This is a genomic window from Tildeniella sp., assembly GCF_059505325.1.
This window is the reverse complement of the sequence record NZ_JCACKI010000077.1, coordinates 153,685-169,201: the sequence shown is the minus strand read 5'-3', so window position 1 is coordinate 169,201 and position 15,517 is coordinate 153,685. Positions and strand designations below refer to the sequence as shown.

12 protein-coding genes are annotated in these 15,517 nt (G+C 52.3%); 7 read left to right on the top strand and 5 right to left on the bottom strand.

Features of this window, described 5'->3' with window-relative positions; genetic code table 11:
- Positions 1-104 precede the first annotated feature (104 nt).
- The 5 genes from AC5JO6_RS29660 to AC5JO6_RS29640 form a co-directional block, all read right to left on the bottom strand.
- Positions 105-509 carry an NIL domain-containing protein gene (locus AC5JO6_RS29660; protein ID WP_496084644.1) on the bottom strand — a complete coding sequence of 135 codons (405 nt, stop codon included), beginning with the start codon at positions 507-509 and terminating at the stop codon, positions 105-107.
- A 195-nt stretch (positions 510-704) separates the two neighbouring features.
- Complete coding sequence (locus tag AC5JO6_RS29655; RefSeq protein WP_496084643.1) at positions 705-1,118, bottom strand: hypothetical protein; 414 nt, start codon at positions 1,116-1,118, stop codon at positions 705-707.
- Between the two features lie 115 nt (positions 1,119-1,233).
- Positions 1,234-2,808, bottom strand: coding sequence for a carotenoid oxygenase family protein (locus AC5JO6_RS29650; protein ID WP_496084642.1), 1,575 nt, complete (start codon positions 2,806-2,808; stop codon positions 1,234-1,236).
- A 121-nt stretch (positions 2,809-2,929) separates the two neighbouring features.
- Positions 2,930-4,387, bottom strand: a complete 1,458-nt coding sequence (locus AC5JO6_RS29645; RefSeq protein ID WP_496084641.1) for a folate/biopterin family MFS transporter — start codon at positions 4,385-4,387, stop codon at positions 2,930-2,932.
- Between the two features lie 223 nt (positions 4,388-4,610).
- Positions 4,611-5,171, bottom strand: coding sequence for a nucleotidyltransferase family protein (locus tag AC5JO6_RS29640; protein ID WP_496084640.1), 561 nt, complete (start codon positions 5,169-5,171; stop codon positions 4,611-4,613).
- A gap of 340 nt (positions 5,172-5,511) precedes the next feature.
- On the opposite strand from AC5JO6_RS29640, the gene AC5JO6_RS29635 reads away from it, so the two are divergent.
- The 7 genes from AC5JO6_RS29635 (at position 5,512) to AC5JO6_RS29605 (ending at position 15,340) form a co-directional block, all read left to right on the top strand.
- A complete protein-coding gene (locus AC5JO6_RS29635; protein WP_496084639.1) occupies positions 5,512-7,059 on the top strand; it encodes a ferredoxin--nitrite reductase in 1,548 nt (515 codons plus the stop codon).
- Positions 7,060-7,198: 139 nt separating this feature from the next.
- A complete protein-coding gene (locus AC5JO6_RS29630) occupies positions 7,199-8,533 on the top strand; it encodes a CmpA/NrtA family ABC transporter substrate-binding protein (protein WP_496084638.1) in 1,335 nt (444 codons plus the stop codon).
- 137 nt (positions 8,534-8,670) lie between these two features.
- Positions 8,671-9,498, top strand: a complete 828-nt coding sequence (gene ntrB / locus AC5JO6_RS29625) for a nitrate ABC transporter permease (protein WP_496084637.1) — start codon at positions 8,671-8,673, stop codon at positions 9,496-9,498.
- A gap of 107 nt (positions 9,499-9,605) precedes the next feature.
- Positions 9,606-11,612, top strand: a complete 2,007-nt coding sequence (locus tag AC5JO6_RS29620) for an ABC transporter ATP-binding/substrate-binding protein (RefSeq protein ID WP_496084636.1) — start codon at positions 9,606-9,608, stop codon at positions 11,610-11,612.
- A gap of 81 nt (positions 11,613-11,693) precedes the next feature.
- On the top strand, positions 11,694-12,536 hold the full coding sequence (locus AC5JO6_RS29615; protein WP_496084635.1) for a nitrate ABC transporter ATP-binding protein: 843 nt from the start codon (positions 11,694-11,696) through the stop codon (positions 12,534-12,536).
- Positions 12,537-12,732: 196 nt separating this feature from the next.
- Positions 12,733-13,038, top strand: a complete 306-nt coding sequence (locus tag AC5JO6_RS29610) for a DUF1830 domain-containing protein (protein WP_496084634.1) — start codon at positions 12,733-12,735, stop codon at positions 13,036-13,038.
- A complete protein-coding gene (locus AC5JO6_RS29605) occupies positions 13,031-15,340 on the top strand; it encodes a molybdopterin oxidoreductase family protein (protein WP_496084633.1) in 2,310 nt (769 codons plus the stop codon). Before AC5JO6_RS29610 ends, AC5JO6_RS29605 begins: the two co-directional genes overlap by 8 nt.
- The last annotated feature ends 177 nt before the right edge of the window (positions 15,341-15,517 follow it).

The following is a 15,517-nucleotide window of genomic DNA, read 5'->3' as shown; positions in this document are numbered from 1 at the left end:
GCTGACCGCTGACCGCTGACCGCTGACCGCTAACTGCTGACCGCTGACCGCTGACCGCTAACTGCTGACCGCTGACCGCTGACCGCTAACTGCTCTTGCCTCTACTAAAAATTCGTCGAAATCGCCTGCACTGGACAGGTCGGAATGCACTGTTCGCAGACAATGCAGCGCGATCGCGTAAAGGTAAGTTTGAACGACTCTGGGTCAAGCTTTAAGGCTTCCGTTGGGCAAACGCCAGTGCATAAACCACAGTGAACGCAGGTGTCTTCGTCAATCATGATTTCACGGTTGGAGAACGACACGCCGATGTCTTGCGATCGCATCCAGTCGAGTGCCGCATCAAGCTGATCGATGTCGCCTGACAATTCAACGACCAGTTTACCGACTTGATTGGGCGCAACCTGAGCACGAATGATGTTCGCTGCCACGTTAAAATCTTTTGCCAGTCGGTAGGTGACTGGCATCTGCACCGAGCGTTTCGGAAAGGTAAGTGTGACCCGTTTTTTCACAGGCTCGAAGGTAAAGTAACTTTATCTTATCGATTTTTAGCAAAAGACAGCGGAGGAGAGTTTTGAGTTTTAAGTTTTGAGTTGAAACAGTTGTTGGTTGTTAGTTTTTAGTTATTAGACGAAGAGTTTTGAGTTGTAGAATGGGTTAGCGTGAGCGTAACCCATGCGGACAAGAGGTTTTGTGCTGTAGAGAGGCTAGAGACAATAGCCCCCGGTTGACGCATAAACACTTGTAACTTCATCCTTGATGTAGCGAACAGTGGTGGCATTAGTTAATGCACACACCAAATAAGAGTGTGTTCGTCCACAGGAAAGATAGTCTCCATCTTTACGGGTTATCCTTGTATCCCAATGAGCCCAAAGTTCGGACTTCTTGCCATAAACGCATTCAAATCCATTAAATTCCAAAAGCAATTTGGCAAATGTGATGGAACTACCGATTGGAATCATGCGGCGAACCTCATTTCTCAAAACACTATCGTCTCTATGTAGCCAAATCTTTTTCCCAATTAGGATTGGTAGTGGATTGCCAACACTACATTGAGCGAGAAGCCAAACTAACGGAGTCGCAATCAGCAGGGGTTTCACAAACCTTTTCAGTTTCGTCATGAGTCGATGATGCGATTTTCAATCAACCCTAGCGCTAAACCTCTGCCCTCCTCGAATCCCTTAGACCGCTTCCTTGACTGCCCTGCTTCCCTTATTTCTCCCTACTCCCCACTCCCTACTCCCCAAAAACTTGTGGCGTAAAGCTACCGTGCAAGCCATACGGAACGTGGTGCTTCAGGTGCAAACGGGCAACAGGCTCCCGATTCAAGTCGCGTGCGTCTAAAATGACGACATCCGATCGCTCGTGGGCAGCATCGTAAACCAGCGTTAGCAGCCAACCGTCATCTTCAGCACCCGCCATATCTGTAGTTGGGAATCCGTTTTTGAAGGCAGCAGGCGATCGTGGCACAAAGATTGGCTCACTCACATAGCCCTGTGGTGCTGCACTCCAAAGCTGACGATCGCCAGACTCAACATCAATCTTGATGATCGCCTGCAGGGGTGCATTCCCCTCTGGTGCATGAGCCGCTCCCATAAAGATGTAACGGTGCGATCGTCCCGCCTTCGCTGGATGCACGTAAGGAAACTCACAACAGCGACGTTCCAACAACTCTCGCTCTACTGTTTGAGTGGTCAGATTGAGCCGAAAACGCCAGAGTTGCCCTGGTGCCAACGTCTCAAAATCCGTCTCGCGGAAATCAGCGTTTGCCTCTACCGCTGGCAACGACCCGTAGCATACCGAATCAATGACCACCTCATCGCCCTGCTCAAAGGCATTGGCGTGATGAAACACAAAACCAGCGTGAATTTCAAAGGCTAACGGCTCAGGGCTTAAAGCTAAATCCGAACTTTTATCCTTTATCCCTAAGCCCTTAGCCTTTCTCGGTATCACGACAATCTGCGTTGGCTTTTCAGGGTCGAAGGTAATGCATTCGCCAGCACCGCGCTTGCCAAACAGGAATGGTAGTGGGTTGAAGCTAACGGGATTTTGGAAAAAGATCGCGTAATTTTCTGTGATGGCAAAATCGTGGATGAAGGCAAAACCAGGCGTGGCATGGGCATGTTTTCGCAACAGTTTACCGTCTGGATCAAACTCAAACAGCGTAATAGTCGAAGACAGCCCCGGCTTGATGGAGAAATTGACCAGACAAGGAGCGCCCTCATCTTGATTACAAGCAGGATCAATCCAGGGGTGTGCGGCAAAGGCTTCACCGGGTTGCAACACGCCGTCCAGTCGATCGAGTCCCAGCGTTTCTAACGTCTCAGGATCAAGGCGGTGGGGTTCAGCGGCTTCCCAGAGTGCCAGTAGTTTTCCACCCCAGTAGAGAATATTGGTATTTGCAATGTTTTTGAGGCGAAAATCGAGGGCGTTTGCCAGCCAGCCACCTGGCTTTTGAGTCCCAAAAACGCCTCGATAGAGAATGCGTCCTGCTGCTTGTTCGGCAACGTAGCCTTCAGTGCGAACGAACCGATTGCGGAAGTGAGCACGCCCATTGTCAAAGGCGATCGCGCAAATCATTCCATCCCCATCAAACGGATGCTGAAGCGACTGCCCGTTTACATCCAACATGCCGGGACCGTTGCGGAACAGTGTGCCATGCAGGTCTGGTGGAATCGTGCCCTCAATATCATCAATCCAGTATGAGTGTTCCTCTTTCAAAGAGTTGTAGCCTTTCTGCCATCCTTTGCGATCGTAAGAAAGTACGGGAGGCACTGTAGCAGCACGTTCATTGAGCTGAAAGCTTTGCATACACTGGTAACGTTTTTGGTTGTAGTGGTTAGTTTTTGAAGAAGAAACGATTAGACAGCTAGGAAATGACCAACACAGCTCACTTAATTCTTTAGCCTTCCTTCATCCTTTAGCCTTTTTCTCACTCTTCCCCCACTGGCTCAACCTGACGTGGCTGGGATACAAACTCAGTCATCAGATCTGGCAGAAACGGTTGACCTAAATGTCTTGAAGCAGAAGAATCAGCGTCAATAATTGGAATTGGCTGGAGCGTTGCTGTAGACGCGCCTTCAGTCGCATTATCAGCACCAGGAAGCCAGCCTAGAAACGGCAGCGGCAGCAGCGTTGAGACGTTGGTTAGCACGACTAAAAGTGCCAGGTTGCTAAAGTTAGTATCGGTAATGCCAAGCCAGTGCATGAGCAATGCCCCAGATTCGTAAGATAGCAAGCCAGCCAGGTTAACCACCGACATCAGCAACGCGAAAAAAGTTGCTTCAACCCCAGGCGGGCAGAGCCGTGCTGCCAGCACCAGAATGGGCATGTAGGCAATCTGTCCCATGACGGTCAAAATCAAGCTGTCGCCCAGGCTAAACCAGCGATCGTCAATACCCAGCGCGCGATTTGCATGCGTGACAAGTAACAGCGCCGTCATCCCTAGCACAGCAGAAATCACTGTAGACCAGCCAAAGATGACTCGGAACGGTACGGTTTTGAGAAAGCGTTGAAAAAGCCAGATGCCCGCTAGAGAAGCGAGGCTCGTCACCAAACGCACCCGACCGAGAAACTCTGGTTCAAAGCCCAGTTCGTTTGTGGTGAAGAAGAAAAAAGCAGATTCAGCCGTTGGCATTGCCTGCCACAGGAAAAGAAAAGCGGTCGGCATCCAAATCGATTTCTGACTGATCGCTTGACGCAGTTGCCCCAGTTGATCGGTGACCACTGCCCAATTCATGCGATCGACGACACGAGTTTCAGTAATCAGCCATGCTATGAGCGAGACTATCAGCGGAAACGTTGCCGTAATGGCGAAAACAGTCCGCGCGCTGAAGTTTTCTAGTAAGGAGCCGCTGAAATAAGCAGTGAGGATGCCGCCCAAGGCTGAAGCGCCCCAGCATAGTGACTGGAGTGAGCCAGCTTTGCCGATTAATTCTCCCCGCGCTCGTTCGACTACTAACGAATCAACAATGACATCGCTAAAAGCTACCGATGCAGAACCAAGGGCGATCGCGGCGGTAGCTGTCCAGGCAGACTGCACCACGGTTGCCAGAGCAACCCAAGAACACGCGCCTAAAAGACCTGACAAAATTAGGTAAGGTCGCCGCCGATAGCCAAAAATTGGTAAACCGTCTGAAATAAAGCCAAATAATGGCTTGATCATCCACGGGAGTGCAGCCACTCCAACCAGTGCCGACACCTGAGCCGGACTCAGCCCTAGTTCATCCTTGAGGAAGAAGCTGACCGCCAAACGTGCAAGACCCAGGATGCCCTGCACAAAATACACCAGCAAAATCGCAACCAACTCGGCGCTTGGCTCGTTGCCGAAAAGAACTTTCTCAGTGAACGATGCCTTAATTCTGGCAATACCTGTGGGAGAAACAATCATTGATAATTTGTTACAAACGTTTATCAATCAGCCCCTATCATAACGCTTGCTTTCGAGAGAGGCACTGTTTATAGCTGTCGCCATAGAAGTTGGAACAGTGGGATGAAAGGGGTGTGGTGGCTTCGTCCCCAGCCAGGGGGTTTCCCCCTGCACCCCGTCCTAACCCGTGTGGCTACGGCTATACACACTCAGTGCTGTTCCAGCAACCCCGCGCTGTCTGCCATTAGGCTAGACGCAGAGAGGCACAGCGCTGTAGAAATGACGCAGCTTTCCGCTCTGCATCTAAATTCTGCCCATGCGCTGGAGTCGATCGAACAATGCCGTTAAACAGGTCATTCAATCCGTAAGGCGTAAAAAACTCCCAAGCGGCGCTGGTATCACAGCGGACACCTACAGCAGTTGCGGTATGGAGCCAATCAGCAATGCCGTCTTCAGTGCTGCTGTAGGGTCTACGACCGGAACGCCAGCGGGCAAAGCTCGCTTGATTTTTAACATCAAACACATAGTCAGGAAATTGAGCGGTGAGGGTTGCCTTTGCGATCAGTTCTTGTTCTCGATGCTCTTGCAGAGAGGCTGCACCAACGCCGTTCGCATCGAAAAACGCGAGGTCAAAATCTTTAATGATCAACGCACATTCGTCTCCGAACAGCGATCGCCACACCGTGTTTCGCACTGCACCTCCTGCCAACCACCAGTTAGGGAGATTGAGTTGAGCCATTGCTGGAAGCACGTCACCGACGGGTGAGGCGACAAGAATTTCCTGGAGACGATCGGTCAGTTCCATACCCTTTGGTTGCAGTTAGACGTGGTCAATGGTTGCTGACTTCAGTTAGCTGACTTAAAAAACTGCAAGATCACAAGGATGCCAGCGTCTGCGATCGTATGGTCAGTGCTGTAAAACAGACGAACTGAGACCAGACGTTTAATCCGCATCACATCTATGCGTAAACGTCATGATTGGAAATATTTTGTAACCAAAGATACTAATCTCTGTGGGCAGCCCGCTTACTTTAAGGACTACGCACCGTCTCATACAGGCTTTGTTTTGGTTGAACAGTCTTCAACCGCATTAGCTGATTCCATATCAGAGCATAGCTTGAAGTGCAGTCTGCAAAGAGGGCAATATGACCAGCACGGTTCCAGCAGTCACCAGTCTAAATAAGTTTGAGAAGCTCAAAGCCGAGAAGGATGGGTTAGCCGTCAAGGCGGAACTCGAGCACTTTGCTCGGATCGGTTGGGAGGCGATGGACGAAACCGATCGTGACCATCGCTTGAAATGGATGGGCGTGTTCTTTCGTCCAGTCACGCCGGGTAAATTTATGATGCGGCTGCGCTTGCCCAGCGGTATTGTCACAAGTGCTCAGATGCGCGTCTTGGCAGAAATTGTGCAGCGCTACGGTGACGACGGCAACGCTGATATTACAACTCGCCAGAACCTTCAGCTACGCGGCATTCGGATTGAGGATGTGCCGGATATCTTCCGTCGCCTTGAGTCTGTTGGGCTGACCAGTATCCAGTCTGGAATGGATAATGTTCGCAACATTACAGGTTCCCCGGTTGCAGGCATTGATGCTGACGAGTTAATCGATACACGTGACTTGATTAGTCAGGTTCAGTCTCTGATTACCAATAACGGTAAAGGGAATCCAGCCTTTTCTAATCTGCCGCGGAAATTCAATATTGCGATCGCGGGTTGCCGCGACAACTCGGTTCACGCCGAAATCAATGACATCGCGTTTATTCCGGCTTATAAGGACGAGGCACTGGGCTTCAACGTGCTGGTGGGTGGCTTCTTTTCGGGCAAACGCTGTGAAGCGGCAATACCGTTGAATGTCTGGGTTGCGCCCGATCAGGTTGTGGCACTGTGCGAAGCGATTCTGCTGGTTTACCGTGATCACGGCTTACGGGCAAACCGTCAGAAAGCGCGACTGATGTGGCTGATTGACGAGTGGGGCGTTGAACGGCTCCGCTCTGAAGTGGCAACACGGATGGGACAAACGCTGGAAACTGCCGCTCTCAAAGACGAAATTCTTTGGGAGAAGCGTGACCACATCGGGGTGTATGCCCAGAAGCAGCCCGGACTGCACTATGTCGGGCTACACGTTCCAGTGGGTCGTCTCTTTGCCGCCGACATGTTTGATCTGGCGCGTCTGGCTGAGGTCTATGGCAGCGGTGAGCTTCGTCTCACGGTGGAGCAAAACCTCATTCTGCCCAACGTACCCGATTCTCGCCTGGAGTCGTTGCTGCAAGAACCGCTGCTGGCAAAGTTTTCTACCCAGCCTGCAAATCTTTTGCGATCGCTCGTCTCTTGCACAGGCAGCCAATTCTGCAACTTTGCGCTGATCGAAACCAAAAATCGTGCCCAAGCGCTGATCAAAGAGCTAGAAGCGGAACTCGATTCGCCCAACCCTGTCCGCATTCACTGGACAGGGTGCCCCAATTCCTGCGGTCAGCCTCAGGTTGCCGACATTGGCTTGATGGGCACAAAAGTTCGCAAGGATGGCAAAACCCTTGAAGGCGTGGACATCTACATGGGTGGCAAAGTTGGCAAAGATGCCGAATTGGGCACCTGTGTCACCAAAGGGATTCCCTGTGAGGATCTCAAGCCCGTTCTGCGAGCGTTACTCATTGAGCACTTTGGCTCCAGACCGCGCCCGGAAGTGACTGCCTAACGTTCGGGGCGATCGTGCCAAGTCCGAAAACGGGCACAGTCTCACTTGACTGAACGGTTAAGTGAGACTCATCCAGTCAGACTGTGCCTGTGTTGATATACACCTAAACCTACCTCTACAAAGACAAGCGAAATAACGTATGACTAACTTTTCCAGACGGCAGTTCATCATCACTTCAGGCGTTGCAGCAGCAAGCACACTTCTGGCACATGGCTGTAGCTCCAGTTCCAACACGGCTTCGACCAGCGCCAGTTCACCCAGTGCTGCCCCTGCTGTCAACGTGGGCGCAGCCGATGCGCCAGAAACCACAACGGCAACCCTGGGCTTTATCGCATTGACTGACTCTGCGCCTTTGATCATTGCCAAAGAAAAAGGCTACTTCGAGAAATATGGCATGAAGGATGTCAAGGTCGTCAAGCAGACTTCCTGGGCAACGACTCGCGATAATCTCGCCACTGGTTCTCAAGGTGGTGGCATTGATGGGGCACACATTCTGTCTCCCATGCCTTACCTGCTGACAACGGGCAAAATCACCGATGGCAAGCCTGTCCCAATGTACATCCTGGCGCGTTTGAACGTAGATGGTCAGTGCATTTCGGTCTCGAACACGTACAAAGATGCCAACGTTGGCTTAGAAAGCGCACCGCTGAAAGATGCCTTTGCCAAGACAAAAGCGACGGGCAAAGAGACGAAGTGCGCGGTAACGTTTCCTGGCGGTACGCATGACCTGTGGATGCGCTACTGGCTGGCAGCGGGTGGGCTGAATCCTAATAAAGATGCTTCATTGATTGTGATTCCACCGCCTCAAATGGTTTCCAACATGAAGGAAGGACAGATGGAAGCCTTTTGTGTGGGTGAACCCTGGAATGCTCAATTGGTGAATCAAAACGTTGGCTTTACCGCTTTGACCACTGGTGAGTTGTGGAATAACCACCCTGAAAAAGCCTTCACGATGCGTGCCGACTGGGTGGATAAGAACCCTAAAGCAGCCAAGGCAGTGCTGATGGCGATCCAGGAAGCGCAAGTCTGGTGCGACAAGATGGAAAACAAGAAGGAGATGGCAGATATTGTCTCTAAGCGCGAATATTTCAAAGCGCCTGCGAAGGATATCGTCGATCGCGCGATGGGCAAGATTGACTACGGCAACGGCAAGGTCGTGGAAAACAGCCCTCACGTGATGAAGTTTTGGACGGCAGGCGCTGGGAGTGCGTCCTATCCTTACAAGAGCCATGACCTCTGGTTCTTAACCGAGCATAAGCGCTGGGGTTTCTTGGCTGCGGATGCGGATACGAAAAAACTGGTTGATAAAGTCAACCGCGAAGATATCTGGAAGGAAGCGGCGAAGGGTATTGGGCAACAAGCAGCCATTCCTAAGAGCACCTCACGCGGCGTGGAAACGTTCTTTGATGGCATCAAGTTTGACCCTGAGAACCCAGAAGCCTATTTGAAGAGCCTCAAAATCAAGGCTGTATAACCTTTTGGTCGATCGTCGGCTCTCAGATTGTGCATTGAAGACAGTTTCAGTCTGAGATCCGGCGTTTAATCACGTTCAGTATCGACTCTCACAGTCTCCGTGAATCACCTGTCAATGTCCCAGAGGAATCCCTAAAAATGGCAGTTAGAGCACACAGTGGCAATCTTGCCTCTCTTCCATCCAATCTAGTGATCCAGGCTCGTAAAAATATTAGAAAGATTGTGGCACCGATCGCAGCCCTCATCGTTGTGCTGGCGCTCTGGCAGTTGGGATCATCCGTGTTTCAGGACACGCTACCGGGACCGATCCAGGTAGTGGAAGAAACCTGGGAGCTGATCATCAATCCCTTTTTGTCAGACGGTAACGATAAAGGCTTGGGCTGGCAAACTTTGGCGAGCTTGCAGCGCGTGGCGATCGGCTATTCCCTCGCAGCCGTAGTCGGTATTCTTGCTGGCGTGCTGATTGGTGCCATCCCCTTGCTTTACGATGCCTTCGATCCCATGTTCCAGATTCTGCGAACGGTGCCGCCGTTGGCATGGCTGCCGATCGCGCTGGCAATCTTTAAGAACTCCGGTCCAGCAGGCTTGTTCATCATTTTTGTCACTGCCATCTGGCCCATTCTCTACAACACGGCGGTTGGCGTTCAGCAGATGCCGCAAGACTACAAGAACGTGGCGAAAGTCCTGCGTTTGTCGAATCAAGAGTACTTTTTCAAGATTCTGCTGCCGTCGATCGTGCCCTACATGTTCACTGGGCTGAAGCTAGGGATTGGTCTCGCATGGTTGGCGATCGTTGCCGCCGAAATGCTGCGTGGCGACACAGGCATCGGCTTTTTTATCTGGAACTCCTACAACAGCGGCAGCCTCAGCGAAGTCATCCTGGCGCTGGTCTACATCGGCATCGTTGGATTCTTGCTGGACAAAATGATTGGGTTACTTGCCAAGTTGGTCAGCTCGGATAAATAGTTTTGCGTTTTGAATGAGCGGTCAGCGGTCAGCGATCAGCTTTCAAACAGTTGACTTGAACTCAAAACTCATCCTTTAGCCTTCATCCTTTATCCTTATCTCACACCATGTCTTTCTTCGTTGAAGTTGATCACATCGATCGCACGTTTGAGTTGTCCAACGGAGGCAGCTACACGGCGCTGAGGAACATTAGCTTGAAGATCAAACAGGGCGAATTTGTGTCGCTGCTGGGGCATTCTGGCTGTGGTAAATCGACCCTGCTTAACATTATCGCAGGACTGGATCGCCCCACCCAAGGTGGCGTGGTGCTAGAAGGACGGCAGGTGACCAAGCCGGGACCCGATCGCATGGTGGTCTTCCAGAACTACTCGCTGCTGCCCTGGCTAACCGTGCGGGAGAACATTGCGCTGGCGGTCAATCGGGTGTTGAAAGATCTGCCTGCTGAGGAACGGAAGGATATTGTTGAGCGCCACATTGATCTTGTTAAACTGCGTCCCGCCGCAGACAAGAAGCCGGGACAGCTTTCTGGTGGCATGAAACAACGGGTGGCGATCGCCCGCGCCCTATCGATTCGTCCCAAATTGCTGCTGTTAGATGAACCGTTTGGAGCGTTGGATGCGCTTTCTCGCAGCAGTCTGCAAGACCAGTTGATGCAGATTGCCGAAGAGCATCAGCTAACCTGTGTGATGGTGACGCACGATGTGGATGAAGCGCTGCTGCTGTCCGATCGCATCGTCATGCTGACCAATGGACCTGAATCCTATATTGGGCAAATTCTGGATGTACCGTTTGTGCGTCCGCGCGATCGCTTGAAAGTAGTCAATCATCCCAACTACTACGCGCTGCGGGCAGAAGTGGTTTATTTCCTGAATCAGCAGAAAAAAGCAAAACTGCGTCAGGCACCCCAAACAGCGGCGATCGCCCGCAATGGGCTGGAAAAAGTCAACCTGGAACTTGGCTTTGTACCGCTGACTGACTGTGCACCACTGGTCATTGCGAAAGAAAAAGGCTTCTTCCAAAAATACGGCTTAGAAGCGGTCACCCTTTCACGCGAACCAAGCTGGAAAGCGATCTCTGAGGGCGTGGCATCGAAGCGTTTGGATGCGGCTCAGATGACAGCCGGAATGCCGCTGGCAATGACATTGGGCATGGGCGGCAAAGACCCTGTCCCCACAGTGACAGGGTTAGTGATCAGTCGCAACGGCAATGCGATCACGTTTAGCAAGCGTTTGTATGATGCTGGGGTGAGGACGCTGGCAGATTTCAAAACGGCGATCGCACAAACTCCCGATAAAGTTCATACGCTGGCAGTTGTGCATCCATCCTCCATGCACAATCTGATGCTGCGTCACTGGCTGGCATCAGGCGGCATCGACCCCGACACAGATGTCAACCTGACGGTGATTCCCCCCGCGCAAATGGTGGCAACCCTGAAGGCGGGTAGCATTGACGGCTACTGCGTTGGAGAACCCTGGAATTCTCATGCTGTACAAGAAGGACTGGGCTTTATTATTGCAACCGACTTCGATATTTGGGCAGGGCATTTAGAAAAAGTGCTGGGCGTGCGCGAAGATTGGGCAAACCAGCATCCCAAAACGCATCTGGCACTGGTGAAAGCATTACTGGAGGCGTGCGAATACTGCGACGATCGCCGCAACCGTGAAGAACTGGTCGAACTATTGAGTCGCCCTGAATACGTAGGTGCCAAGCCTGCATATCTTCGTCCTGGTTTGCTTGATCCCTACAGTCGCAGCCTCGACTCGGAGCCAGAAAACCTGCCCCGCTTTAATCAGTTCTACGTCGATCAGACCAACTGCCCCTACCGCACTGAAGGGCTGTGGATCATGACCCAGTTTGCCCGTTGGGGACTCACCCCCTTTCCCAAAAACTGGCTAGAAATTCTCGATCGCGTTCGTCGGGTCGATGTTTTTGGTGAAGCCGCACGCGATCTGGGGTTGTTAGATATTGAACCCAATCGCGGTCCACTTCACTTTGCCGATGGCAGCGTGTTCAACCCCGATGACCCCATTGGCTACCTCAACAGCTTGGCAATCAAGCGCGATCTGCGGATCGAAGAAGTGGCGATCGATGCCCCTGAACCAGTAGCCGTTTAGTTTTTAGTTGTTGGTTGTTAGTTTTTAGATCTAAAAACCAACAACTCTCCCCTCACTCCTCTCCCCTCACTCCTCACTCCTATGCAAACAATCAACAGCACAACCATCGAACCTAAACTGTCGCCACCATCAGAGCCGTTTTTGGTGATTGAGCAAGTGACCAAGTCTTATCCGATCGCGGGTGGTGGAGAGTACATGGTGCTGGATGGCATCGACCTCTCAGTGAATGAGGGTGAGTTTGTTTGCGTCATTGGTCACTCTGGCTGTGGCAAATCGACGCTGCTGGACATGGTATCGGGTTTTCGACAGCCCACCACGGGTGAAGTACGACTGCAAAACAAGCGCATTACGGAGCCGGGACCCGATCGCATGGTGGTGTTCCAGAACTACTCGCTACTGCCCTGGATGAGCGCGTTTGAAAATGTTTACCTGGGCATCCACTCGGTCTTTCCCGATAAGCCCAAAGCGGAGAAAGAGCAGATTGCTCACGATCATCTGGCGCTGGTAGGGCTAACGGACGCTGCTCACAAAAAACCAGGACAGTTGTCTGGTGGTATGAAGCAGCGCGTTTGCATTGCCCGTGCGCTGGCGTTGCGTCCACAGGTACTGGTTTTGGATGAGCCATTTGGAGCACTCGATCCCATTACGCGCGAAGAATTGCAGGAAGAGCTGCTAAAAATCTGGACGGAGCATCGTGTCACGGTCTTGATGATCACCCATGACATTGATGAAGCACTGCTGCTGGGCGATCGCCTGGTGATGATGACGAACGGTCCAGCGGCAAAAGTAGGCGAAATTTTGACGATTCCCTTTCCGCGTCCGCGCGATCGCACCCACGTGATGGAAGACCCCAAGTACTACGAACTCCGTAACTACGCGCTCGACTTCCTGTATCACCGTTTTGCTCATGATGATGTCGGTTAGCCATCATAGTTTGCTGTTCAGTAAAGTTGTGGTACGTCAGCCCGAAAGCCAAAGCTCGCCCCTTTTTCACACCTGACTCCTCAATTCAGCAATCTACGCTCATACCCGGTCACCATCCAGCCCGTCCAACGTCTTCGCCTACCTAGTGTGTTTGCCTGTCCGCGGTTCATGCCCCCTTTCGCAACGAATCTCAGCTATGGCTCAAACCTCTACATCGCTTCCTGGCGACGTGTCTAAGCGTATCCTTTGCTATTACGAGAATGCCACCAGCCAGGTGCAGACTGTTCGCATTGCCAATCTTCCTAACGGGTTATTTGAGCGTGTGGTCTTTTCCAAGCAGCGCATTCTATTTGAGGCATTGCCTGACGCGTTGCTCGAAATCCGTACCAGCGGTAGCACCTCGCTGTTAGACCAGATTCCCTGTCTGCGTTTACAGGTTAGAGACGGTAGCCGCGCTGAATTAAACCTTGCCGATGCCAGGATCGATAGCGCCTATGACTGACCCTATTAAAACCCTCTGCCCGTATTGTGGCGTTGGCTGCGGTCTTGAAGTGTCGCCTCCTGCTGCACTGAGTCGGGGCACCACTCGTGATAAGCAAGGCACTCCGATTTGGCAGGCAAGGGGCGATCGTGCTCATCCTTCCAGCCAGGGCATGGTCTGCGTTAAGGGTGCCACAATTACCGAGTCGCTCCATAAAGATCGCTTGCTCCATCCCATGATGCGCGATTCGCTGGACGAACCCTTTCGCCGCGTTACCTGGGATGAAGCTCTGGGGCGAATCGTCGATCGCATCCAAACTGTTCGCCAGACGAAAGGTGCTGATGCCCTCTGTATGTACGGTTCTGGACAATTTAACACCGAGGATTATTACGTCGCCCAGAAGCTGATGAAGGGTTTTCTCGGCACCAATAATTTTGATGCCAACTCGCGGCTGTGCATGTCGTCTGCGGTGGCTGGCTATGTGCAAAGCTTTGGCGCAGATGGTCCACCCTGTTGTTACGACGATTTGGATGTGACCGACTGTGCTGTTTTGATTGGTACAAACGCGGCTGAATGCCATCCCATCATTTTCAATCGTTTCCGGAAGCGACACAAGCAAAACAAGCAGGTCAAGCTGATTGTGGTCGATCCGCGCAAAACTCAGACGGCTGAGGTTGCCGATTTGCATCTGGCAATCAAGCCCGGCACTGATATTGACTTGCTGAATGGGATTGCCTATCTACTGCTCTATCGCGGCTATCTGGATTCGGTTTTTGTCAGTAAGCACACGAACCACTTCACGGCGTTTGCCGAAGTAATTGAGGACTATAAGCCTGAGATCGTCGCCAAACGCTGTGGCATTGCCGTCGAAGATCTGGAGACAGCCGCGCAGTATTGGGGTAAATCGAAGCGGGTGCTGTCAATGTGGTCGATGGGTGTGAACCAGTCCAGTGAAGGAACGGCAAAGGTGCGATCGATCATCAACCTGCACCTGATGACAGGACAAATCGGCAAACCGGGTGCGGGACCGTTTTCGCTCACAGGACAACCGAACGCGATGGGTGGACGGGAAGCAGGTGGCTTGTGCAATCTGCTGCCAGGCTATCGTTCCGTGAAAAATCCTCAAGACCGCGCTGAAGTCGAACAGTTTTGGGGTTTGGAACCGGGACAAATTTCCGCTCAACAGGGGCGTACTGCCTGGGACATGATTACAGGTTTAGAGGATGGAGCGGTTGAGTTTCTCTGGATTGCGGCAACGAATCCCGTTGTAAGTATGCCGGATCTGGAGCGCACTAAACGAGCACTGCTGCGATCGCCCTTCACGGTTTACCAAGAAGCCTACTATCCCACCGAAACGTCTCCCTATGCCCACATTCTGCTGCCTGCTGCCCAGTGGAGCGAAGCACCCGGCACTATGACCAACTCCGAGCGACGTGTGACGCTTTGCCCTCAGTTTCGCACACCGCCTGGTGAGGCACGCGCCGATTGGGTTATTTTTGCGGAAGTGGCGCGTCGTCTAGGCTTCAGTAAGCCGTTTACCTTCAATGGTGCCGCCGATGTTCATGCCGAATTTGTGCAGCTTACTCGCGGTCGTCCGTGTGATATGACCGGTATGAGTCACGATCGCCTCCGCCATGAAGGTCCGCTACAGTGGCCCTGCCTTCAAGGTGAAGATGAGGGCGATCATGTGCAGACTGAAAAAGGCAGATTTCGCTTTCCCTCCTTTATACGAAATCCACAGAAGCTCTCAGCCTCTCGGTTGGCGGCAAAGCGACTGTACGTCGATCGCCAGTTCCACACCCCCGATGGTCGTGCCAATTTTGCTGCCCATCATTCGCGCGGCTTGGCAGAACCAGCGGACGACAATTATCCTTACGTCCTCACTACGGGCAGGCTATATGGGCACTGGCATACACAGACCCGTACGGGGCGAGTCGATAAAATTCGCCAGATGTACGATGGTCCCTTTATCGAAATTCATCCCCGCGATGCCGCTGCGATCGCTATCAAAGACGGCGAATGGCTAGAGGTGCGCTCGCGTCGTGGCTTTGCCCGCTTTCCTGCCAAAGTCACCACTGCCATTGCACCCAAAACGGTCTTCGTGCCTATGCACTGGGGCGCACTGTGGGCGAACAACGCTGAGGCAAATGCTCTCACGCACGCGGCATCCTGCCCAGACTCCTTTCAACCCGAGTTGAAAGCCTGCGCTGTACAGCTAGTGCCAGTCGCACCGGAAGCCGCTATTTCTGAGCCAGTGCCTACCGCTAGGTCGTTCAGCCCGGTGATGCGGCGCGCTGGATCACCTTGTGCGCAACCTCTGTAGACTGTTCATCTCGACCTCATTCGTTTGCGGCTGTTGACGCATTTGGTCGGGTAGGTAGACTCACCTGATACCCATTTAAAGAATGAAGGTTGTAGATGGGGGTGTGGGGGCTTCGCCCCCAGCCAGGGGTTCCACCCCTGCACCCCGTCCTTAATCTGCCGTGTTTGCCCTTTAAAT